The 23409-nt window shown below is 55.1% G+C and carries 14 protein-coding genes; 4 read left to right on the top strand and 10 right to left on the bottom strand.

Features of this window, described 5'->3' with window-relative positions; genetic code table 11:
* Positions 1–41: 41 nt before the first annotated feature.
* Both ACIGG6_RS16820 and ACIGG6_RS16815 read right to left on the bottom strand, forming a co-directional pair.
* Complete coding sequence (locus tag ACIGG6_RS16820; RefSeq protein WP_399846107.1) at positions 42–1247, bottom strand: GGDEF domain-containing protein; 1206 nt, start codon at positions 1245–1247, stop codon at positions 42–44.
* Between the two features lie 301 nt (positions 1248–1548).
* On the bottom strand, positions 1549–2346 hold the full coding sequence (locus tag ACIGG6_RS16815; protein ID WP_399846105.1) for a M48 family metallopeptidase: 798 nt from the start codon (positions 2344–2346) through the stop codon (positions 1549–1551).
* Between the two features lie 348 nt (positions 2347–2694).
* Here ACIGG6_RS16815 and ACIGG6_RS16810 point away from each other — a divergent pair, with 348 nt between their 5' ends.
* Complete coding sequence (locus ACIGG6_RS16810) at positions 2695–3225, top strand: invasion associated locus B family protein (protein ID WP_399846103.1); 531 nt, start codon at positions 2695–2697, stop codon at positions 3223–3225.
* A 153-nt stretch (positions 3226–3378) separates the two neighbouring features.
* On the top strand, positions 3379–4134 hold the full coding sequence (locus ACIGG6_RS16805) for a phosphatase PAP2 family protein (protein ID WP_399846100.1): 756 nt from the start codon (positions 3379–3381) through the stop codon (positions 4132–4134).
* A gap of 620 nt (positions 4135–4754) precedes the next feature.
* Here the strand turns inward: ACIGG6_RS16805 and ACIGG6_RS16800 are convergent.
* Together ACIGG6_RS16800 and ACIGG6_RS16795 are read right to left on the bottom strand one after the other, a co-directional pair.
* Complete coding sequence (locus tag ACIGG6_RS16800) at positions 4755–5624, bottom strand: CsgG/HfaB family protein (RefSeq protein ID WP_399846098.1); 870 nt, start codon at positions 5622–5624, stop codon at positions 4755–4757.
* Between the two features lie 50 nt (positions 5625–5674).
* Complete coding sequence (locus ACIGG6_RS16795; RefSeq protein ID WP_399846096.1) at positions 5675–6088, bottom strand: curli assembly protein CsgF; 414 nt, start codon at positions 6086–6088, stop codon at positions 5675–5677.
* A 429-nt stretch (positions 6089–6517) separates the two neighbouring features.
* Here ACIGG6_RS16795 and ACIGG6_RS16790 point away from each other — a divergent pair, with 429 nt between their 5' ends.
* On the top strand, positions 6518–7414 hold the full coding sequence (locus tag ACIGG6_RS16790) for a hypothetical protein (protein ID WP_399846094.1): 897 nt from the start codon (positions 6518–6520) through the stop codon (positions 7412–7414).
* An 80-nt stretch (positions 7415–7494) separates the two neighbouring features.
* Positions 7495–8223: a hypothetical protein gene (locus ACIGG6_RS16785; protein ID WP_399846091.1), complete on the top strand. Its 729-nt coding sequence runs from the start codon at positions 7495–7497 to the stop codon at positions 8221–8223.
* Positions 8224–9143: 920 nt separating this feature from the next.
* Here the strand turns inward: ACIGG6_RS16785 and ACIGG6_RS16775 are convergent.
* The 6 genes from ACIGG6_RS16775 to ACIGG6_RS16750 all read right to left on the bottom strand — a co-directional run bounded on the left by ACIGG6_RS16775 (position 9144) and on the right by ACIGG6_RS16750 (position 23265).
* Positions 9144–10487: an HlyD family type I secretion periplasmic adaptor subunit gene (locus ACIGG6_RS16775; protein ID WP_399846089.1), complete on the bottom strand. Its 1344-nt coding sequence runs from the start codon at positions 10485–10487 to the stop codon at positions 9144–9146.
* Between the two features lie 9 nt (positions 10488–10496).
* Positions 10497–12410 (bottom strand): calcium-binding protein, encoded by a 1914-nt coding sequence (locus tag ACIGG6_RS16770; protein WP_399846087.1) that lies wholly within the window; start codon positions 12408–12410, stop codon positions 10497–10499.
* Positions 12407–14155 (bottom strand): type I secretion system permease/ATPase, encoded by a 1749-nt coding sequence (locus ACIGG6_RS16765; protein WP_399846084.1) that lies wholly within the window; start codon positions 14153–14155, stop codon positions 12407–12409. The genes ACIGG6_RS16770 and ACIGG6_RS16765 overlap by 4 nt, the downstream gene beginning before the upstream one ends.
* A gap of 82 nt (positions 14156–14237) precedes the next feature.
* Positions 14238–20276 (bottom strand): peroxidase family protein, encoded by a 6039-nt coding sequence (locus ACIGG6_RS16760; protein ID WP_399846081.1) that lies wholly within the window; start codon positions 20274–20276, stop codon positions 14238–14240.
* A 932-nt stretch (positions 20277–21208) separates the two neighbouring features.
* Positions 21209–21865, bottom strand: a complete 657-nt coding sequence (locus ACIGG6_RS16755; protein WP_399846079.1) for a hypothetical protein — start codon at positions 21863–21865, stop codon at positions 21209–21211.
* Positions 21866–22074: 209 nt separating this feature from the next.
* Complete coding sequence (locus ACIGG6_RS16750) at positions 22075–23265, bottom strand: hypothetical protein (protein ID WP_399846076.1); 1191 nt, start codon at positions 23263–23265, stop codon at positions 22075–22077.
* Positions 23266–23409 lie beyond the last annotated feature (144 nt).

Genomic DNA, 23409 nt, shown 5'->3' with positions numbered 1-23409 from the left:
AGACCACGCCCAGCGCCTAGCGAGGCCGTTAAAGCAACCTGTTAGCCGTCCCCTAAGCCATCGCGACATACCACCACGCGGTCTCTTCCAGCGCGCTTGCCCACATAAAGCATCTCATCCGCGCGCTTAATCAACGCTTCCAAGTCGCCTCCCTCACCATTGGTGGAGGCCACACCAATGGTAACGCTGATGCCTAGCTCGCTCATCTCGTCGGTAAATGACAGCGCCGCTACCCGCTGCTTTAGGCGTTCGGCAATGCGTTGCGCATCCTCGGAGCTGGTGTTGGGCAGAGCCATCACAAATTCTTCACCTCCAAAGCGCCCGATCACATCCGAAGGGCGCATCGCTTCGGCGCAAACCTCAGCAATACGGATCAGTACCCAATCCCCGTGGCTATGCCCCCAGGTATCGTTGATGTGTTTGAAGTGATCCACGTCGATCATAAACAGGCTGAATGGCACGTTATCTGATTGCGCGCGGTGCAGTAGATTGTTGGCCACTTTGATAAAGTGACCGCGGTTATTGAGGTTAGTGAGCGCATCCCGCTCTGCCAGCATCCGCAGCTGATCTTCCAGCGACTGCCGATGGGCGATTTCTTGATGAAGCTGACGGTTTTGCTCCCGCTCCTCGTGCAGCAATGCATACTGCTTGCGCTGCAAGCTTTCCAAACGCAGCAACGCGAAGAATCCCAGCACGTTGCCCATAATCAGTAGCAGCGAGAGCAACAGCGTAGGAACAGGCGCTAGCCCCGCAAATAGCACCGCCACCACTAAAAAACCAACATTCAAATACAGGCTGGCAGCCGTGGCGAAAGTAAGCAAATTGGGAATAAGCAGATAAAACGCCATGGTGGCGACCACCACTGCAGTGATTTGCGTCGAGAGGCTTTCAGGGCGCAGCGGCACAATCAAAATAATGCCTGTCGCCAATACCCAAAGCGGCAAGGCATGCAGCCAAGGGCGATACTCCGCGCTACTCCAGCGCCTTGCACTGAAAGCCACTAACAAGCAAATACTTACCACCACTACACGCATGGCAATGAGAAGATAGAACTCTCTGGTTAAGCCCAGCAGATAGTAATCTGCTATAGCGAACATGCCAAACACGCAGGCCGCCACGCAGACGGCCAAACTGAACTCTCCGCTCACACCTTCCAGAATAGACCGGCGATACATTCGCTCTCGGCTAGCATCGCAAAATTGGCCCGTTAACCCATGCACCTGATACTCTTTTTTTCGTAACGGCACGGCCCCACTCTCCCCAACCCACACGGCAACGTTTTATTATTAGAAAGGTGGCACCCTATATTTATTTCAGCCAATACCAAATAAATGGTGTGCTGAGCGTGCCATTTCCCAACCGCTTTTTGCACACTTTACACTGCAAAAGACAAATGCGCTTAGGGTTGATTTCCACGTTTACCAATCGGTCAGGAAGAGCGCGCTAGTGCACAGTTATTCCAACCTCCAGCATGTACTTATCTTCTCCAGGTCAATGATCACCTGCTGGGGATGACTGTCCGCTTGCAAACACAGATCGATAGAATCTTTAGCACTGCGCCGGGGTAACGGCACGATAAGTAGCGTTAGCCTCTTCAAGCGCCCCTTGCAGCGCGCGAATGCGCGACTCATGAGCCGGGTGAGTAGAGAGAAATTCAGGTGGTTGGCCATCGCCAGCGGCGGCCATGTTTTGCCATAGCGCCACGCTCTGCTGCGGGTCAAACCCCGCACGGGCCATCACCTCTAAGCCCATCAAATCCGCTTCTTCTTCGTGGGTGCGGCTGAACGGCAGGCTAATACCTAATTGTGCCCCCACCCCCAGCGCTTGCATCAACTGCTGGTTGCCAAACTCCCCTTCCCCCAGCAGCCCCACCACCAACAGCACGGCTTTAATACCTAGTTGCTGGGTCAGGCGTTCATTGCCGTGGTCTGCCAACACGTGGGCCACTTCGTGCCCCATCACCGCCGCTAGCTGGGCCGGTGTTTCCGCCACCTGCAGCAGGCCGGTGTGTACCCCAATGCGCCCGCCCGGCAGCGCAAACGCATTGGGGGATGGGTCTTCAAACAGCACCATTTCCCAGCGCTCGGGGAAATCCAGCTCTGGGTAGCTCGCCTCCGCCCCTGCCACTATTTTGTCTGCCACGCACTGCACCAACTGGTTCGCTTGCGCATCGCGGCTGATCGGCTGGGTGTTGCGTAGCTGATCAAAAGCGTCTCCGCCCATATCGGCCATTAGCGGGCCGGGAACCAACGCCAGTTGGGAGCGCCCGGTGGGCGTTTCACCGCAGCCCGCGAGTACAGCCAATAGCGCGAGCCAGAAAAGAGGTCGTACACATCGCCAATGCATTAGAAAGGTTCGCCTAAATTAAGAAACGTGCAACAGAGTATACGGCGCTTCGCAGGCGTGGCGCTTGTCGCTTTCATCCACGCTACCTAGCCCCAAGTGCCGGTCGTTATCATATGCCACAAACAGGCGGTCGTGATCCAGTGCGCCCTACCACCGGCTGAGTATAAGTAGCAGCTTACTAGAGCTTAGCGTCAAGCGTCGAAAAGAGGCCTGCCCTTTCAACCCTGCCGTATCTGCCTTAGGCCGCCTCGTTTGGTTGACGTATGGCCTCTATGCTGGATATCAAGCGAACAAGCAGGCATGGTGGTGGTATCACCCACCATTAACGAACCAACAGGAGATTACGCAATGCCACACCGCTTTACTCAAACCCTGCGCATGATGGGACTGTTATCGATCTTGGTGTTTTCACCCAGCGCCTTCAGCCAACAACAACCGGGGGCAGCTTCTGGTGAGAATATCACCACCGAGTCGTTCCAAGACTGGGAGGTGCGATGCCAGGAAAATCAGGGCCCTACCCGCTGTGCGATGATGCAAATGGTCACTCAACCCGGCAGCGACCAGCCCTTAATGCAGGTAGTTATCGACTACCCGCCCCAAATCGATGGCCCGGTGATGAGCTTCTTCGTGCCGTTGGGGGTGCGTCTGGCTGCGGGCTTGCAATTGGTGGTGGATAACGGCGAACCCATTCAGTTCCCCTATCAGGTATGCCAGCAGCAAGGTTGCCGTGCAGACGCCCCCATCGAACCCTCGATGCTGCAGCAACTCCGCAGTGGCAGTACGGCCACCCTCAGCATGATTGGCCCACGCGGTGACCGCATGGACCTGGATATTTCGCTGATAGGCTTCACCGACGCCAGTACCCGCATCGCTCCCTGATCTTACTCCCCCGAAAAAGCCGGCCCATAAGGGTCGGCAAGCCTACCCGCCCGCATTAAGCCACCGCTTGCCAGCGTTCGCTCATAGAGCCGTTTGAACCAACGTTGCGTATCATTGATTCGTGGAATTCAGAATCAAGCAAAGGAGTTGCCAATGAAGCACCAGGGGAAAATAAAACAAGTGGGACGCTATAGCGTTTCCTTGCTGGCTCGGCTAGGCCGCTACGAACTCGCGATGCTGTTATGCGTCGCGGTACTTTCCGGCGGGGTTTGGGGGTTCGTCGCGCTGGCCGACGAAGTCACCGAGGGGGACACCCAGAGCATCGATGAAAGCCTGCTGCTCGCCCTTCGCAACCCCGCGGATCTTAGCGACCCGATCGGGCCGGGCTGGGTTGAGGAAATGGGGCGAGACTTTACCGCGCTTGGCGGTGTCGGCGTGCTGGTACTCATCACATTAGGTGCCCTGGGTTATTTGTTACTTGCCAGGCGCTATCGAGCGGCGCTCTTTACCTCGATGGCAGTGCCCGGCGGCATCCTACTCAGTACCGTGCTGAAGCTGGGCTTTGATCGCCCTCGCCCGGACCTCGTGCCCCATGAAGCCATGGTCTACACCGCGAGCTTTCCCAGCGGCCACTCAATGATGTCTGCCGTGACCTACCTCACCCTGGCGGCGCTACTCACCCGCGTACAGCCAGCGCTAAGGCTGAAGGCTTACCTTCTGATACTGGCGATATTGCTAACGCTGTTAGTAGGCATGAGCCGCGTTTATCTTGGCGTCCATTGGCCAACTGATGTGCTTGCTGGCTGGACGGCTGGAGCGAGCTGGGCAGCGATGTGCTGGATCGTAATGCGCTGGATGCAGCGACGTGGGCAGGTAGAGACGGAAGAGAGCTTGCCGGACACCGAGTAACCCGGCTCAAGGGGCGTTGAGTAGCATAATACGTGTTGCCCCGCCGCCTACAAACGATGGTTGCACCAAAGCTTTGCTGATCTAAAAACACACGAGAAATTTGGGAGCGATGCAGCTGCTTCCGGGGCACTTGAAGCTGGAAGGCTCCGTCAGATATCTAAGGATAGAGGTAGATGACGCGTTGTAAATGGCAAAACAAACATAAGTTTGACAGGGGCAAACAACAGTCCTGGCTGGACTGTCGTTATCGGCCAAGAGCGGTCTTTTAGGCGACTCTGATAGAGCGAGGAGCGCATTGGTAGCTTTTTCAGTGTGAAGCAACGGAAAAGCCACTCAACAGGTACGAATTGTTATATCTCACAGAGCCAACAGCATGGCCCAAAATACTTTCTAAAACATACTTATTGGACTGCTCATTACAGCGTTATAAATCCAACAATTAGCGAACATCATGCTATCCACTTAGTGTTAACTCAAACCTAGTAAGCAGAAGATCGAGAGTCCCGCTTAGTATTGCCACCGGGTCATCAAGATGCCCACAACGCCAGGTTAAATTAGGCAGACAGGTTCGATGGATCGGTTGCCTGACATTGCACAGATAAGTTATCAAATCGAGCTCTTCAGTCTGCCGCTTCGCGCCTCGCCTGATAAGCTGCGATCACCTGCTCGCCTTCTTCCGGATTCGCGAAGGCAAAGTCGCCAGCAATTGTGCTTTCGAGGATTAGCGCGTAGACCGCTGCCTCGATTGCCTCGCGCACAGCAATGTTCGTGGGTTCATTCGACGTTACGCCCGCCTCTGCTTCTAGGATTTCATCGGCGGCGATGTACTTGAAGGCACTGCCCTGGAGCAACACCGACAGGATCGATTTGCGCGCGTTGACCGAGCGAACGATCCTACCTGTCTGGACACTGACGAGCCTGAGAACCACCTCTACGACATCGGTTCTGTACTCGGTGTTCCCACCGATCCCAAGCAGCCGAGCACCAAAGCCGCCCGTGGTGATGTTCGTGTCGTAACTGACGATGCCGCCTTCCAAGACGGTTCCGGCAAAAATCAGCGGCGTCAGCGGCGGCGCTTCTGCGCCCATGTAGACCTCACGTTGCTGGCGAATAATCTGCCGTTCCTGCAGTATGTTCTGCAGTCCCGAGCGCTCAACAACGTCGAACCAGCTACCTCCGCCGGCACGAAGCAAAGTATCGTTCAGTATCTGGGCTCCCCCTTGCGTGACCGCAGTCGAGAGCTCGGCGACGTTCTCCTTCGGCTTCCGCTGACCAGAGAGGTCGGGGAAGTCGTAAACGGCAACGGCGAGTTTGTCCTGTGGGGGAGGCAAGTTTGCGAGCAAGTCACCTGAGCGAGTTCTTGCGTTCACCTCTGGCGGCCCCGATAACATCTCAGCGGGTGAGCTGCCAATCGGCGTAGCACATCCCGCAAGTACTGCCACCAAAACGAAAAGCGCGCAAATTTTCATCTTGTCTAGGTAAGTTTTCATATTGTTTATGTTCCCTTAATTGTTTTAATCCAGCGCAACGAAGGATGTTTTCAGAATGCTGGCGCTGGTATTAGGAGCTCGGTCTCAGCACCAGTCTCAATGTCGATGAGCTGGATGCCTATCTGGTCAAGACCCTCGCGCGCAAACGCAATTTTAGTGTCACCTACCGTGAACTCGCCTGATTCCTGCGCCTCCTCACCAAAGATACGATCCGAAATCTGCCGCGACACCTCGCCAAGAATTCGTCGCTCTATCGATGCCGCGAAAGCATCGATTGGGTCTGTCGGCTGAAAGTTGACGCCATCGTACTGGTTTTGGATGTCGGCGAGCCCTAGAAGGTGCGCGCTATTGAAGCTATCGCCGCCGAAGGAAGGGTTAATGGGCTGATGCACTAGATCCTGCGCCTGTGTGACCGTCGCACTAAATACGACACACGAGAGCAAGAATGGAAGAAAAGCTTTCATCACACAGACTCCTTTGGAAGAAACGAACAGCGGCGCCATAAAAGTAACTGAATGTAATTTTATGAAATGTAATATGTCATTTGTTCTACATCAAGTTCCACTCAAAGGAACTCGTGTTTTGTTTCACATATGCCTAAAACACTAGGCTCAACTCGTTTTAGAAATATTGAGCCATATAATATTCTTTATTAGTTTAAACTAATAAAGAATATGCCAAATATTAGTCCTGCATTTTCCAACTTAACTAAAAAAACAATGCAACCAGGTATTAAAAACCTAAAAATAATTAATAAAAAATTGACAGTCATAGAATTCCACCATAAACCCAATAGACCCGCCCCAAAAATACATGCGTTTCGGCGCGTTCGGGACCGGGGAATGTAAGGCAGTAACTCAATCATGATTCAATGATTAATCAGGGGAAAACTCATGCGTAAAATCATTCTTGGTGTTTCCGCGCTAGCACTCATGGCCGGTGGGCCAGTCGTTGCCAACGATCTGTTCGTCGAGCAGATCGGTACTAGCAACTTCGCAGACGGCAGTCAGACCGGCGTCAACAACGAAGGCTATGTTCGTCAGGACGGCAACTACAACAGCGCCGGAGCAGGATTCAAAGGCAACAACAATGACGGACTTGTCCTACAGACGACTAATCGAAATCGCGCCGACTGGAGCTTCGAAGCTGCCAGCCAGGGCGGCATCAGCGGTAACACCTTCGGCGTCATCCAAGGAGGTGGCAACGAGAACTTCGCCAGCCTGAACACGCAGGGCGCTCCCACGAACTCGACGTGGTTCGTCGAACAGATCGAAGGCTCGAGCAACGAGGTCGGCGGAGGCAACAATTACACGACCCCTGTCGGGAACGGCAATACGAGTGGTATCCAGATCACCACAACGGGGATGACATCGGGGATCGGCCCGAGCGATATCAGTTTTTTTGATCCAGTCGACAATGGCAGCAACCTTGCGAGAATGGAAGGTAACAACAACTATGTCGGACTTCGGCAGCTCGGATCCAACAACGTGGCCGCTGTGAACGTGAATGGCAACAACAACCGAATCGGTGGCCCCGATACAACTCGTAATAGTGCCACTCTGAACGACTTTACCCATACTGACTTCTTCAGTTCACCTGATACGCTTGGTCCCGCATCCGGGGCTGGCGTTACGGGAATGGGCGTGCAGGATGGAGTCGGTAATGAGGTCGCACTCGTTCAGGCCGGAGACGATAACTCGATCAACTTCGCCCAGGTCGGAAACGACCAGACCGCTGAATTCTATCAGAGCGGGTACGGTAACCTAGCGGTTGGTATTCAAACACAGTAATTTTGACTCGAAACGTCGTTCCAGTTGGCGCAACGTTAGCTGGAACGATCCAGCTTTGTATTCACGAAAGAGGCATTGACGTGTTCAGATGCTTGGTTTCAGGGCTAGCGGCGGCATTGTTCCTCTCTGCCGCTAGCGCATCACAGGCCGATACGACGCTCAGGATCGAGCAGATCGGGACTGGGCATATAGCGGCGATCCAGCAAGCCGGGACTTTGATTAGGGCTGACATCCGTCAGACAAACGCGGGCAACACCGCGGTGATAAGCCAGGGCGGCATAGTCTCCGACCAGATTGTAGTGACCGACGCGATCGACGAAGCCCAACTCACCAGCTTCACACTACTCGACACTGTCACGGGCACCGGGCACAACAACTCGGTAACGGTCGACCAGGCTGGCAGCGACCATCAGGCGCTGATTCTGCAGGGCGGCGTGGGCAACATAGCCATCCTCGACCAGAGCGGCATCGCCAACCAAGGATCTATCGTCCAGAATGGAGACAACAACTCGGCTAGTGTCAGCCAAATTGGTAGCAGAAACATGGGAGCGATTTTCGCTTACGGCAACAACAATGAGGCGGTACTGACCCAGGAAGGCGCGGATAATCGCGGCACTATCTCCATGACTGGCTCGCGCAATCAGGCACGCCTGACCGAGATAGGCGACCGGAACGACGCCTCCATCACCATCCTCGGCAACGACAACAGCTACAATCTCAATATCCAGAGTAACGACCAGCAAGCCGCCATTAAGGTCACAGGAGACAACGTTCCTCTTCCGCTCTCAAGCCTCACGATCCGAAAATAATCTCACCGTCGGCATTACGCCCTACCACCTCGGTTTTAACTGAAGTGGCAAAACTGAGGTGACCGGATTAGGCAGGCGTTCAACGCCATGTTTCACCAGTTCTAAATGGTGAATACTACACCATACGCTAGATAGAAAATCGTCGACTGATCTTAAATTAATGACGGGCTTGCCTATTGAATCTGCTTAACGTCGATGCCGAAAGAACCGGGAAGGGTGCCTCTGCTTCTTCGCGATATCTGGGCTATACATGTCGCCTACAGCTTGCCAAAAAGGCGAGAGACCTCGCCCTCTTTAATTTAGCCATCGATAGCAAATTACGAGGTTGCGACCACGTTAATTTACGAGTACGAGATATAGCCAATGGTGCGTGCATATCCACACGAGCCATCGTGATGCAGCAAAAAACGCATCGACCTGTCTAGTTCGAAATTACCGAGCAAACCCGAATCGCTATCAAGGACTGCATACATCTTGCTCAGCTCAGTAACGATGACTTCTTGTTTCCCAGCCGAATAAATAGACCAAAACACCTATCTACTCGACAGAATGCTTGTATCGTCAAAGCATGGGTGACCGAAATAGGCCTAGATGCGTCAATTTATGGCACGCACACAATGCGTCGCACAAAAGCTTCGCTGATATACCGTCGCACGAAAAACTAGAGGGCGGTTCAGCTCCTCCTTGGTCATAAGAAGCTGGAAAGCACCATCAGATATCTTGGAATAACGGAAGTGTGAAAGTAAGATAACGACCTTATAGAGATAATGAGCGAGCAGAAACGCAACGAATGGTTTCGCAAGCTGCATAAGCTAGGGAAAGAAGCCAAATGAAGCCAGCAGTAGCCACCCGATAGGCTGCTGCGGCACATGCCGCAGCAATTCACCTTGTGGCCGAGGCCTAAGTCAGAGAGCGCTGCTTTACTCTTCTCGGAAGGCCCTGCTGAACTGGTCGGTAATCGGCTTAACAAAGTACGTTAGTGCGGTGCGCTCTTCGGTCGTGATAAAGACTTCGACGGGCATACCAGGTAGCAGCGTGGTAACGCCCAGCTTCTCAAGCTCTTCTGCAGAAACGTCAACATCACCCAGGTAGTAGATCTCGCCAGTCACGTCATCGCGTGTCGTCGCTGGAGAAACATAGACGATCTCGCCTTTGAGCTCCGGCGTCGTTCTCTGGTTGAAGGCAGTGAAACGGAGCCTGACCGGCTGGCCGACCCACACTTGGTCGATGGTTATCGGCGCCAGTTTCACCTCAACCTTCAGTTTGGCGTCTTCTGGAACGATGGTGACAAGCTCCTCAGCTGGGGTGATCACGCCTCCCACCGTGTGGATGTTCAGCTCATTAACGGTGCCAGAAATCGGCGCGCGAATATCCGTTCGCGCCAGCCGATCCTCGATGGCGATGTGTCTGTCACGCAGCTCCGAAAATTCTGCCTCCACAGCACTTAATTCCCGCTGCGCCTCGGTACGGGCGTTCTCGTCAATCGCAATAATCTGGAGGCGAATTTCACTCATGCGGGTTCTCGCTCTGGCGATAGATGCATGGATCTCACCGCGCTCACCCGAAATGCGTGCCCTGTCACGCGCCATTGGAACAAGGAGTGTGCGTGCGATCATCCCTCTCTCAGCGAGGCCTCTGCTCGACTCGTATTCGGACGCGACGAGACGAAACTCCTCGTCTTTCGATTGCTGCTGAGCTTCCAGCCCTTTTATCTCCTCTTCGATCTGCGCGATGCTAAGCTCAAGCTGCTGCTGCTTACTTTGGCGATTTGCACGATTGCCTTCGAAGAGGCGTGTTTCACCGAGGAAGACATCCGGCGCTTCGTCTGCGTCTAAATCGGACGGGAACTCGATTGACGAAAGCCCGTCTCGCTCTGCCATAAGTCGCGCTCTCCTGATCGCCAATTCCACGAGTTTAGAACGCACGATTGAAAGCTCCGCCTTCGTCTGTGTGTCTTGGAGCCGGATCAGTACCTCTCCAGCATTGACGAAGTCCCCCTCTCTGATGCCTATCTCGCTGACGATGCCGCCATCACGGTGCTGTATCGACTTAAGGTTCTGATCTACCGTCACAGACCCTTGCGCGATGACGGCCCCACTTAGCTGAGCGCTCGCGGCCCAGCCACCGGCGCCCAATAGCAGAAACAGGGCAAGTGCCGTGCCCACAAAAACACGCGGGCCGAGCCGAAAAGCGTTTTCTGGATTCGGTAAGCGCTTGGCTTTTTCCTCTAAAAGAGGCGCGCCGGAAGGATCATATGTGCTCATTGTGTGCTCCTAAGATAGCCATTCGTGACCATCGTCACGCTCTATTGACCACGACAGCTTGTGCCTTCCGTGCAGCGTGACGGTCGACGCCCACAACTCATCATCCTCGAAGTCGGTTTCGATCACGGTCCACTCACTTCCATCGTCCCGGTCGTGCCGATAGCGTATGGGCGAATCGTCATCGTCGTTATCGCGGTAGATATGTTCGAAACGATCTTCCGGCTCGTCATCGGCCTTCCAGAAAATCTCGTATTCAGAGATGCGGATACGGTCTCCCACCCCAAAATCCATAATCACGTGCGAAACGGCATTCGGTTGAACCCCACCGGCGCTGGCGAACGCAAAGACGTCATCACCCGTGCCGCCAGTGAGCGTGACCGCTTCACTGCCGAGAATGAACTGGTCGGCGTCTCGGCCTCCCAGCACTTTCTCGAAACCGGTGATGGCGTCATGGCCAATTTCTACGCCGCTGGCGACGCCGTTCACAAGATCGACCACGAGACTTTCCGTTGCGTGGCTGTAGTCGAGGGTGTCCGAGTTCTCGCCGCCGTCGTACACGTCATCTGCCGCATCAAGTGCCGCCACCACTCGATCACTACCCATGCCGCCGAACACCTTGTCGCGACCCGCACCATCCATAAGCACGTCGTCACCCTCGCCTCCGAGCAGCAAATCATCGCCGTCTCCACCGCTCAGATGATCCTCACCGGCGTTGCCGAAGATCACGTCATCGCCATCACCGCCGAATAGCCTGTCGTCGCCTGCGCCACCGAAAAGATGGTCGTTCCCCGCGCCGCCAAAAATAATGTCATTGCCATCGCCGCCGAACACCACATCATCACCGTCTCCCGCAACAATGTGGTCATCGCCCGCTCCTCCATTAATAACGTCGCTGCCAGCCCGTCCATCAATGTTGTCATCGCCCCCTGCGCCGTCGATCTCATCGGCACACAGGCTGCCCAGAAGCATGTCGTCTGCCGCGCTTCCTGCGATAACGGGCGGCTCCACAACAGAAAAGTGGGCGACGGCATCGGTCGTCAACTCGCCGTCGGTGATCTGATAAGTGAGGGTCACTGGCCCCGGTTGCCCGCTTCCGCTCTGGAACACCCAACCGCCTTCCGTTTGCGTCAGCGTGCCGGAGGATACCGTCACATTTTGTACCGATAGGGCGTCGCCATCCGGGTCCTCTGCCTTGCTCAGCAGATCACTGAGATCGATGACGAGGGCCGCGCAAGGCGCCACATCCAGCAGATAAACGGGGCCTGACACGCGCGGAGCACGGTTGCCGCCAGGTGGTGCCTCGGCATCGTCGTCCTCATCTTCAGGGTCGAGTGGGTCGCTATCCGTAGAACTGTCGTTATCCGTGGAACCATCGCTATCGGTAGAACCATCGCCATCCGTGGGGTCCTTGCCTTCGGCAGGCGGGTTGTCGTTCCGGGGTGAAGAAGAACGATTGCTGGCGGGATTAGCACTGTTGATAGACAGTGTGCCGGGGCTGCCGTCCCTTCGATCAATCCTGTCAGCGGCTGCATTGCCGCTTGCCGGTTTGACTGCGGGTGCGCCTTCGCTTTTGTCCTGATAGCGTAGGGGCGATGACCCTGGAGCATCAGCGGCCAGCGGCGTTGCGGAACCGGGTGGTTCGGGATCGGGCATATCAGGCGATGGTTGCGGGGAGGCGATATCGTCAACCATGCCCTCTTGGCTTTCCGCCTCCGCCGCACCGGCGGCTGGCTCTTCCGGCTGCGATTGGGGTTCACTCTCCCGGCCCCAGGTGAAGATCGAACCCAGGTAAGCAGCGATCCCCATGAGTAAGCCGACGATCACGCGAGGCGTCCCAGAGACCTCGTCCCCGCTTTTCAGAACGTAGCGCTGCGAGGCGTCAGCTTCGGGTAAGGCGTTCTTGGTGCCTTTGACGTTAATCATGATCCGGCCGATGCCTCCTTCGTCGGCGGCTTAGCAGAATGCACTGCCCGCACGTTAGATTTGCCGATGACTTCGTCCTTCGGTCCGAAGGCGGCCAACCGGCCGTTCTGAATAATCGCCACAAGATCAACGGCCGCCAGAGCGCTTGGGCGGTGGGCCGCCACCACGGCGATGCCGCCACGCTGCTTAACGCCTTGAATGGCTGCCGTCAGTGCTGCTTCGCCTTCAGCGTCGAGGTTGGAGTTGGGCTCGTCCAGCACCACGATGAAGGGGTTGCCGAACAGTGCTCGGGCGAGTCCGATCCGCTGCCGCTGGCCGCCTGAGAGGGAGGCACCCAGCGAGCCGAGCTGAGTTCGATAGCCGTTGGGCAAACGCACGATCATCTCGTGAACGCTTGCGGCCATCGCCGCCTCCACCACCGCATGGGAATCCGGTGTTTCCTGAAACCGCGAAATGTTCTCTTCGATCGTGCCATTCAGCAGCGCGACCTCCTGCGGCAGATAGCCGATGAACTGACCGAGCGCTTCGTCGTGCCATTGCGATAGCTCCGCGTCATCGAGGCGCACGCTCCCACGCAACACGGGCCAGATGCCTGTCAACGCGCGTAGCAGCGTGGTCTTGCCGCCACCACTAGGGCCGATGACCCCAATCGCCTGGCCAGCCTTGAGTTCGAAGCTCAACTCGCTGAGCAGCACTTGCCCTGAATCGGGGGCTGCGACGGTAATGTTCTCGACCTTAAGGGATGAGCTCGGGCTGGGCAGCTCCATCGGTTCGTCAACGTCCGCCAGCGCCATGACGGTTTCCTTCAGGCGTGAGAACGCGGTTCGCGCAGCGACGACGTTCTTCCAGTTGCCGATGGCAAGATCAATGGGGGCAAGTGCCCGCGCGGATGCAATGGAAGCGGCGATGATCGCGCCAGCGCTAAGCTCCCCCTGAATAGTGAGCAGCGCCCCGAGGCCAAGAACGGCCGACTGCAAGACCATCCGCAGCACCCGTGAGACCGCTCCGAAGGTGCCGCTGACATCGTTGGTTCGCGTCTGCAACTCCAGATGATCGTCGTTCGCTCGATTGAAGCGCGCCACCGCACGACCGGCAAAGCCCATCGCTTTGAGGATCTCCGCATTACGAGCATTGGAGTCGGCGATGGTATTGCGTGTAACGGCAGCCTGCTGCATGGCGCTGCTCAGCTTGGACGTCTTCAGCTCCGTGATAATTGCGAGCATGGCCAGGATGAAACCGCCGAGAAAAACCAACGCGCCAAGATAGGGGTGCAAAATGTAGACGAACAACAGAAAAAGCGGCATCCAGGGAAGGTCCAGCAGCGCCACAGGGCCCTGGCTTCCCAGAAAGCCGCGCACCGTATCCACGTCGCGACCACGCTCCAGTGATTCAGCGGTCGAAAACCCGAAGCGCGGCATATCGATAGCCACCCGATGGGCCAACGGCGCGACCCTTCTGTCGAGGCGCGCGCCGATGCGAACAAGGATCTGGGAACGGATGGTGTCAAACATTCCCTGAAAGCAATACAGGCCGAGCGCCAGCACGGAGATGGCCACCAGCGTCGAAATGCTCCCGCTGGTCAGCGCTCGGTCGTAAATTTGTAGCATGTAGAAGGCACCGGTCAGGGCGAGGATATTGATGATCCCTGACATGCCGAATAAGAAGAAAAAGATTCCTCGAAAACCTTTGGTCAGTTGCTCTGCGCTCTTGCGCTTCGCTGACGTACTAGCGTCTCTTTTACGCATGCTAACTCCCCCTGCACCCTAAGTTGAACGGGCATTCCCTGCGGGCGGGTACGCCCGCAGGGTTTGTTATTGTTATCGTTCGTTATAGGTTGAAGTCGCTCGCTCCCAGCTCATGCCGACCCTTGATGCTGATAGAGAAATCCGCATCGTCGTCTCCGGTCGTGTTGCCTTCAACGACGGTGTAGTCCTCGCCGTCGCGGGTTTGATGGCTGAACATCAGCTGGCCAACGCCGGTGAAGGCCTCGGTCACTAACGTGAAGCTCTGGTTCCCCGTTGCACAGCCATGCGCATCCACACCGCTGAGATCGATACGGTCGCCCGGCTGAAATCCCATGATGGTATCGCCGTCCGCATCCGCTGCGGAGAGGAAGCGGAACGTGTCGTTGCCTGCCCCGCCATCCATCACGTTAGCCGCGCGGCTCGCTGTGATCGTATCGTCTCCCGATCCCGTGACGATGTTCTCGACACCCCACAGCCCATCATTGCCAGTCTCAGCGCTCGAGGCGCTGCCGCGCCCCATGAAGCCGGTGCCGAGATCTGCCTTGATCGCTGACATAATGGCTGACATATCCAGCGTGTCGCTGTCGCTGTCACTGCCGCCCACCATGTCGTCGCCGTAGTAGGTGTCGTCGCCGTCATCGGCTTCGGCCACGAACATATCGTCTCCCTCGCCGCCGAAGACCGTGTCATCGCCAGCCCCGGCATTGATGAAGTCGTTGCCGTCTTCGCCAAGAATGCGGTCGTCGCCGTCATCGCCGTAGAGCATATCCGCGCCGTCGCCGCCGAGGATGTCGTCGTCGCCGTCATGGCCGAAGACGACGTCTCGACCGCCCAAGCCCATGATGGTCTCGCTCTCCGCTGTTCCGATCAGCGTATCAGCGCCTTCGCCGCCAGCCATGGCCGCCGCCGGTATCACTTGCGTTCCGTCTTCCTCCTCGTACTCTTCTTCGTCTTCCTCGTACTCTTCCTCGTACTCTTCCTCGTCTTCCTCCTCGTATTGTTCTTCGTCTTCCTCGTCCTCCGATTCATCGTCGGTTTCAGTCTCGTCTTCGTCTTCCGGCTGTTCCGACTCGGGCTCGACCTCGAAGCGGACGGAGTTCTCGTCGTCGCCCACTAGAGCCTCGCCTGCTTCGTTGGCCTCGACGGGGTGGTCAGCGAGCATCGTGCCGTCGGCAAGTTCGACGACATCCTGCTCCCGAAGTGCGCCCACCACCGTGTCGTGGCCACCCATGGTTTTGAACACCACCCGATGCGCAGAACTCAGTGCCGAGATGTCTAAGACATCGTCATCCTCCGAGCCCATCACGTGGATAGTGCTCATCGCCAAGCTGGTCCCGGTGAAGTTGCCAGCAATGGTAAACGTGTCGCCGCCTCCCTGACCGTCGATGACGATTTCCTCGATGTTAGCGAGTTCCGCCATCACCACCCCGTTGCGAACAATGACGATCTCCGTTCCAGCGTCGAGGTCGGCAAAGCCCTGGGCCAGGGCATTGGTCCGATCGAGAATCGCGAAGGATTCGGCTTCACCGGCGCTGCCGAGAATTTCTGCGGTATCAACTTGGTTGCCGCCATCAAGGATGTCGCGCCCGCCATCGGCCTCGGTGATCAGCAGGTCATCACCGGCGCTACCGAACAGGATGTCATCGCCCTCGCCGCCGTTCAGAACGTCGTTGCCACCACCGCCGTTGAGGTCGTCATTGCCAGCGCCACCTTCGAGAGTGTCGTTGCCAGCGAGCCCGAAAAGTAGGTCGTTGCCGTCTCCGCCCTCAAGGGCATCATCACCAAGCCCACCGCGAAGGTCGTCCGCACCGGCGCCGCCCAGCAGCGTATCGTCGCCATCACCGCCGTTGAGGAAGTCATCCCCATCACCGCCATCGAGTGTGTCGTTGCCGTCCGCGCCGATCAGGCGATCATTGCCTGCACCGCCGTAGACAAGGTCGTCGCCGCCGCCTGCGAGCAGGTTGTCGTTACCGGCAAGGCCGATCAGAATATCGTCCCCTTCGGTGCCCTCAAGGCGCGTTGCACCAACGTCGTTGCCGTTGGTTCCGGTAATAATCTGCAGGTCGCTATCCCCGAAGGACAGCACCTCGATATTGCTGACGAGGTCGGTGCCATCGGAGATACGGTTCTGCCCGCTTACTGGGTCCACCGCTGCATCGTCCACATCAACATGTGCTACGGTGAGCCGACCGGTGTCTTCATCCACCGCAATCTCATAGGCGGCGCGATCGCCCCAGTAGACGGCCGTATCGATACCGGATTCGTCCTCAAGGATCTCGCGAACCATCTGCAATTGCCCGGGGTTGATCCGGCCTTCGACCATCCACGCCGACAGCGGACGGGTAACCTCCGCGCCATCGATAGTGAGAGTCACCGGCCCGTCCATGCTATCGACCGTCGCGATCTCGTCGCCGGTGCCATCGCGGTTCGTCATGATGGCGATGCGCACGTTGAGCCACGCGTCGCCGTCGATAACATCGTCGCCACCGCGCCCCTCAATCGTGTCGCTGCCGCCACCGCCCAGCAGGATATTGCCGCCGGTAAACACCAGCTTTTCATCACCGGAGCCATCAGCCCAGTACTCCGCGTTGCGCATCATATCGGGAGTAACTAGCTGGTCGAGGCCGTCGATCCGGTCAATACCTACCTGGTCGAGTTCGTTATGGATGAAGTTGCCCTCAGGCGTCGGGTCAGCAACGATCGGCGTGGCGCCCTCTTCCTCGTTGCTCCGGTTGTCGCCTCGCAGGATGTCGTCCTGCACCCAGCCAGACAGCGCCTCCACTTGGCTGAAGCGGTCCCGCAGCACTTCCAGCGGCAGCGTGGTGAATACCTCCACGTTCATATCCGCGTCGGCCGCCACGTTTTGGCCTTTGTGGATGACCCAATCGTGCCCCCACATGCCGATGTTCTTCTGAATACCCTCTCCCGCCACCATGATGTCGTCGCCTGAGTCGGCGTCGTAGTCGGTGTCGCCATTGCCGCCGTTGAGGATATCGTGGCCGATCACAGTGGAGTTGAAGAAGAGTTCGCCGTTGTCGCCAGCGATGTATTCAAAGCGACTCTTACCCTCGACCCAGTCGTGGCCTTCGTTGCCGAAGAGTACGTCAGGGCCGTCGCCACCGAGGAGGAAGTCATCCCCCATGCCAGCGCGGATCTCAGACCCGTCTGGGCCGGTAACCAGGAAGTCCTTGCCACGGCCACCGAAGATCAGCGCCGCGCCGCTGCCGCCATGGATAACGTCGTTGCCCTCGTCTCCCTTGAGCATGTCGACTTCGCCGATATCGGTCCCGGAGTTGGTGATGATGTCGTCACCCTCGCCGCCGTTGATCTTGTCGACGCCATACCCGGCCTCGATGCGGTCGTCGCCCGCGTCACCCCAAACGGTGTCGTCGCCACCGCCAGCGACGATGCGATCGTTGCCGTCTGTGCCCTGGATGACGACGTGGTCGGCACCGTTATAGCGCAGGTAGGCACCGTCGCCTTGCGCGTCGGGCGCCCCGCGCTCGACCAGTTGAGAGGCGGACTGAAGGAACGGATCTTCGTGTTGAGGATCATCCACCCCGGTCATCTGCATCTGCTTGGCGTAATCGACATAGAGGATGTGATCCGGTGTCGAGAAGATATCGCCCGGGATCGCAAAGCCGGTCTCCTCGAGGTCGGTATTTGCCAGGGCCATCTTGGCCAGCGAGTTATTCTCCAGCTCGGTCAGCAGGTTCAGCCCCTGGGTGCGCGACAGGTAGTAGAACCGGTCGGCATCCTGCAGGTTCTCGAGCTGCATTTCGAAGACGAAAGCGAAGGTGGAGCCGAGCATGCCGCCGAAGGGCATCTTCTTCTCAGCGAGGCCGCCCATCCACAGGTCGATGTCGTTCACGCCGGTCTGCTCGGCTGGCGCATTAAGCCAGTCGAGGCGTGCCTCCCGATCAGCTGCGCTCTCGTTCGGAGCACCAAGAACAAGATCAGTGGCCGCCGCACGCTTGCCAGCGATGGTGTCTTCGGAAGTGACCGACTCATGCGTGCCGTAGGCCGCGATGAAGTTGATGACCGAGGCGGGGTTCTTCATGTTCTCAGCGAAGTCGGCCCAGCTGGTGTACGGCTTGAGCTGCGTGTCGCCATCCGCCATCTCCATAAACTGCGCCCGGGCCTCGTTGAGGGTGGGCATGCCAGTATCCCGCCCACGGGCGATGTTGATCGCGGGAAGGTCAAGCGGAATACCGAGGAGCTGGTTGCGCAAGGTGTTGGTGACGAACTCGTCAACCTCGTTGCCAACCTGGGCCGTCATACCGCGCAGGATCGCGCCCGCCGCTTCGTCATGGCTCACAGTGTCCGAGCCGAGAGCCAGTGGGTTCAAGAAGGCATCGAACAGATCCATGTCATCACGGCTGCCATCCGCATTGATGCGGTCAACCGTCTCGTTAAGCATCGAGTGCCCGAACCGGTAGACCACGTGCGCGAACTCGGAAAAGATAACCGGGTTCAGCTCGGCGTCGGGCTGCACCATGAAAACATCAATATCCGGCTGGATCTTCCGCGCGAATTCTTCGAAGACCAGGTGCTGGTACTCCATTTCGGTCGTGAAGCGCGCTGCCTGGAAGATTCTTTCGCCATCCCACGATAGCCCCTCAATCTCAGCCGCGCTGGGCCAAGAGGTAAGATCAGGGCCGGCCAGCCACTGGTTCAGGAAGTCGAGGTCCCCGCTCTCAAGCACCAACTCCTTCACCTGCTCCGCAATGCGATTGTGCTCGGAGTGGAAGATGTGGTGAATCGAGGTCAGGCCGATGTTCTCGTTGCCACGACCGTCGCCGGTAATGTAGTGCGCGTCCAGCAGCTCGTTATCATAGGCAGTTTGAGCGCCGCGGGGGCCGAATTCGCCGCTGTAGCCGGGCTCGGCATCATCGTCCGCTTGCAGTTCGCCATTAGCGAGCACAGGGACGGCGGCATGGGCGATGTCGTCCAGAAATGCCGTACCGGTGCGTGCTGCGCCGACCACAGACGGGTCGATTGGTGCCGACAAATTTCCCTCGGTCAGGATGGGGTTGCCCGCGCCGTCGAAGCCGGTGATCAGTTGAGGGAGCCCATTCTCGCCACGGATAAACTCACCGTAGGGGTCGACCGCCACCAGCGGCACAGCCCCCACATCCTTGTCGGTAAGCTCAATACCCAGCAGCGTGCGCGCCTGAGCCTTGATGTCAGCCCAGGTTGGCAGGCCGCGGTCGCCGTCGAGCAGGTTACCCGTCGCCATAGGGCGGCCATCGACCATCGCGTATTCGCGCAGGAAGACTTGGTGCGAGGGATGCGAGGTGTAGGTCTGGTTCTGGTCCACCCACGGCGTAGTAACATTGCCCGCCGAATCATCGGTGGTGGCGCGTGTCATCACCATAAAATTGGTGGGGCTATTGGGGTTGTACAGCGGGTCGTCCGGCGACAGCGGCATGTAGACCGTGCCGTTGCCCCCTTTTGACACCAGATCGAGGCCGTGGTCGAAGAACTGGCCGAACAGCGTGAAGACGGAATTATAGGAAGCCGAGAGTCCCTCATCCGGGGAGACGTTCGGCAGCATAACCGTGACGCCATCCATCTCGACTCCGTACGAGGCGAGCAGTGCGTCGAGATTATTCTTGGCACTAATGAGGACCTGGTTATCCTCCGCAATGCCCGCTCCCTCCAATACCTGCACGAGGTCGTGCTGCGCACGGATCAAGCTCATGGCATTGAGCATCGCCTGGCCGTTCATTCCCGCATGCTGGAGTGCCGTCGCGATTGCCGCCGGGTTGTCCAGCGTTTGGTCAACGATCAGGTTAGAAATCAAACGCGGTTCGACATCAACCACGTCACCCGCTTCACCGTAATCGTTGTTAGTGGGATAGCCGAAGCCGCCTGGCAGCGCACCGCTCCCCTGCCCAAACGACCCTTCGGCAATGGGGACGAAAGGCTGCCCCGACGCCCCCCACTGCTCGCGGCCGATCCCGAAGTTGTTGTAGCTGCCATCAACAGTGCGCAGGCCCGTGGGCAGAAGCGGACTATCGACAAGCTCCTCAAGCGGCGTTCCCGCGGAATGCGCTTCCGCGACTTTGATCTGATTCAGGATGAATTGCAGATCATGTTGGTTCAGTTTGACAGCCATGTTCCCTCCCAGGCCCCATCGGGCACTGCTACTTATTTTTTTGAACGAAACGTTACTTTGCGGCCCATCAATTTCACCAGCGGACGGCTGCTTTCTATCTTTAAAGCCGACGGGTATGTCTTCATACCGCGACGGACACACCATCCGTGGTAAAGCTTACTCATCTCTTGCTTACATAAGGTTACGTTGAGAAATATTTATTTACCTCCTCAAAATCATCATTACTTCACTGCAAAGGTTCTCACCCAGAAAAACAGCGTTACTCATTCAAAGGGATGGGGTTTTTATGGTGAGGTACGTATTTTCATCATCAGCCACTAGGGCATTAGGATTTATTTGAAAACCCTAATTGGCTAATGCCACCTACACAGCAACCTAGATGACCCAGGAGAGGACACGTTGGGTGCAGGGCTTTCCAAGGATGTGTAGCTGACGCAGAGATGGGGGCGGCTTATGGCCGCTTCTGTAATGGCGAGATGGTGGTACGAGTGTTAGCGGGTCACGGGGCGAGTATGGGCGGCGTGATTTTAAGAGCCCACCGGGCGTGTAAATGCTTTACCCGGTTACAGCCCTATGTGTGGTAAGGGGACTGCGTTAGCTCCTAACGTTAGCTTCCTAACAGGAGATGAAACCGGCAACACTGCCTTCGCCTATGGAGTGAGTTATGAGCGGCTGGTGGCGCTTAGAACCCGTTTGATTTGGCTGTAACAGCGAGCGCCCTTGTCAGGGCGCTCTGTTTACTTACTGCACATATGAGCTATTTATTCATATAGATTAATATTTCTCGTTTCGGCCAGAAGCTGCCTTTTAGTCGTTCTATTGTAACGCTGTGCTAACCCGCACCCGAAGCGGAGCAGCTTTTATGTTAAAGTGAAGCGCTAGCGAAATGCAAAAAAGCTGCGGAGCTTTGGGTGTCGGAGTGCAGCGCTTTGTTATGGTTTTTGGAGTACTGGCCCCAAAAGTTTGTAGCCACATTTTATTAAGTGATAATCCACACCAATTACTGACTCTTCAAAAACTTCGTCACTTTCATCAAAGGAAGCAGCTACTATACCTTGTAGTTTCATTTGGTTAGAAATGGTTTTCAAAAGTGCATTTACGCTAGTAACCCCCATAGAATGCTGACCTGGTTCATCGAAAAGAATTAGCCCAGTGTGGTTTCCACCTAGCTCTTCAGATGCTGAGAATATTGATAATAAATAGGCCCATATAAGCCTCACAAAATCACTTGCAGAAGAATCAGACTTTATATCTGTGTTCACTTGCCTTAATTCCAGCCCCGCCAAATATGGAAATAGCGTATCTTTATTTATTTCTATATCTGAAGTGGGAGCGCTTTTATACCCAAAAAAACTTGCATAGCTTCTAAAATACTGCTGAAATCTTCTATATTTTAGAAGATCTTCACTTGAAGATTTCCTTTCAGGTATACCTACCAATTTAGCCTTGACATCTTTGAATTCATTACTGATAGCCGAAAACCTTTCGAGCGAACTATTTATGCTCTTCTCTGCTTTCAACAAGTTATCAATTTTATCCTCTAATTGTAATTTAACTCTTAAGTCAGACTCCGTTGCACTACCAGACAAGCGTATCTGCTTCTTGAGGCTTAAACAAACTGAGCGTTTTTCCGAAACATTTTCAGAACATTCTCGTGATTGTGATTCGAGCTTAGTAATTGTTCTCTCTAAGCCTTATATATACCTTGCCACCATTTTTTTTTGGCTATCTAGATACTTCACATTCTGATCTATACTCATCGGCTGAATAAGCGAATCAGCTAAAAATAAGGAGTCATCTATATGTTGATGACAGGCAGGGCAGCTATCACTAGCAAGATGAAGGCCTTGCTCAGCACCAAATTGTTTAAGCTTTTTGGCAATTCTGTTTTTTCTAGGTCTTGCTCTATTCCTGACTTGGCAGACAAATACTCAGACAGCCTTAATTTTGAAAGTCGTATCTCCGCATTGATGGAGTCAAACATAGAAATAAGTTGATCCAACAACTCTTTAGGTTCTTTGTATGTTTCTAATAACTCTACCGAAACATCATCTTTCGTTCTATTTTCAGACTCTTCAATAGCCTCTATTTTTCGGACTAATTCAACAATGTAGCTATTTAGATTAATGCTAGAGCCATCAATGTCTTTCGCAACTCCAACCAATTTCGAATCAAACATATCATCAGCAGTGTTTTTTACTCCAATCACGCTAACAGCATGTTCCTCCTCGAGCAGTCTAATCTTAACTTTCTCTTCAGCCCAACGGGATTGTATGTCAGTCAAATTTGAAATTAATGACGCTTTTATTCTATCGTTTTCAAAAACATCTAACCCTAGGAGAAACTCAACAATTTTTGTTCTAACATCACGTATTGCGTAGTAGGGTGTGTTTGCTATGTAGTCTGTCCACCCTCTTTTTTGCTCAATTAAAAGAGCTGAAAAAATAGTTCGAATATATAGTTTAACTTCACCACCATTTGAGCTAGGAACAGACGGGAGATTTAAGCCTACAAACCTCTCAAGGAATGAGAAAAAACCTGACTCAGTGTTTTGCGCTGAGCCCTTATCATGTAAATATTTTGGAGACACTTGATATTTTTCATCTGGATCAGTGAGATAGCTTCCCTCTATGACTTCGATTAGCTTTGTATCTTTCTCAGATGAATTAATAGCTCTCTTTAAGGTAACAACATCACTTTTACTATTTGAAACCTGAAGATAAACATAGGAAGATACTATCTTTATCTTATCTTTCCTCTCATTCTCAACATAATCTTTTAAGGCGTAAGGTAAAGTTTTCTCACCCTTTCCTCCAAGAATTTCTTCCATCCCCAAGGAATAAATAAGCGCATTAACCAATGTACTTTTACCGGATGAATTATTACCCCGTATAATATTCAATCCAGATTTGAATTCACATACAAATCCATATTCACCATCAGAAGTATTGAGGCTGATCTTGAACTTTTGTATCCGCAATCCAATCATGCCCACTCCCCAACAATATTTTGCACCATACCTTCAGTAACTTTAGAACCTAAGGAAGGTCTGAATAATTACCGATATTCGTCAACGCTCACTTGAGCTGATAAAAAATTGCAAATTTAGGCACTATTTTCCCGTTCTTTGTGC

Origin of the sequence: Vreelandella lionensis, assembly GCF_044543515.1 — a bacterium.
Lineage (GTDB): Bacteria > Pseudomonadota > Gammaproteobacteria > Pseudomonadales > Halomonadaceae > Vreelandella > Vreelandella lionensis.
Note: the sequence above shows the minus strand (reverse complement) of the source record. Positions and strands in the feature narration are given on the sequence as shown.

Excerpts from the sequence above, each read along its gene's own strand:
- ACIGG6_RS16795 (WP_399846096.1), bottom strand. The coding sequence starts at position 6,088 with ATGAAAGCTTTTCTTCCATTCTTGCTCTCGTGTGTCGTATTTAGTGCG.
- ACIGG6_RS16805 (WP_399846100.1), top strand. The coding sequence starts at position 3,379 with ATGAAGCACCAGGGGAAAATAAAACAAGTGGGACGCTATAGCGTTTCC.
- ACIGG6_RS16790 (WP_399846094.1), top strand. The coding sequence starts at position 6,518 with ATGCGTAAAATCATTCTTGGTGTTTCCGCGCTAGCACTCATGGCCGGT.
- ACIGG6_RS16750 (WP_399846076.1), bottom strand. The coding sequence starts at position 23,265 with ATGATTGGATTGCGGATACAAAAGTTCAAGATCAGCCTCAATACTTCT.
- ACIGG6_RS16815 (WP_399846105.1), bottom strand. The coding sequence starts at position 2,346 with ATGCATTGGCGATGTGTACGACCTCTTTTCTGGCTCGCGCTATTGGCT.
- ACIGG6_RS16760 (WP_399846081.1), bottom strand. The coding sequence starts at position 20,276 with ATGGCTGTCAAACTGAACCAACATGATCTGCAATTCATCCTGAATCAG.
- ACIGG6_RS16800 (WP_399846098.1), bottom strand. The coding sequence starts at position 5,624 with ATGAAAACTTACCTAGACAAGATGAAAATTTGCGCGCTTTTCGTTTTG.
- ACIGG6_RS16810 (WP_399846103.1), top strand. The coding sequence starts at position 2,695 with ATGCCACACCGCTTTACTCAAACCCTGCGCATGATGGGACTGTTATCG.
- ACIGG6_RS16765 (WP_399846084.1), bottom strand. The coding sequence starts at position 14,155 with ATGCGTAAAAGAGACGCTAGTACGTCAGCGAAGCGCAAGAGCGCAGAG.
- ACIGG6_RS16770 (WP_399846087.1), bottom strand. The coding sequence starts at position 12,410 with ATGATTAACGTCAAAGGCACCAAGAACGCCTTACCCGAAGCTGACGCC.
- ACIGG6_RS16775 (WP_399846089.1), bottom strand. The coding sequence starts at position 10,487 with ATGAGCACATATGATCCTTCCGGCGCGCCTCTTTTAGAGGAAAAAGCC.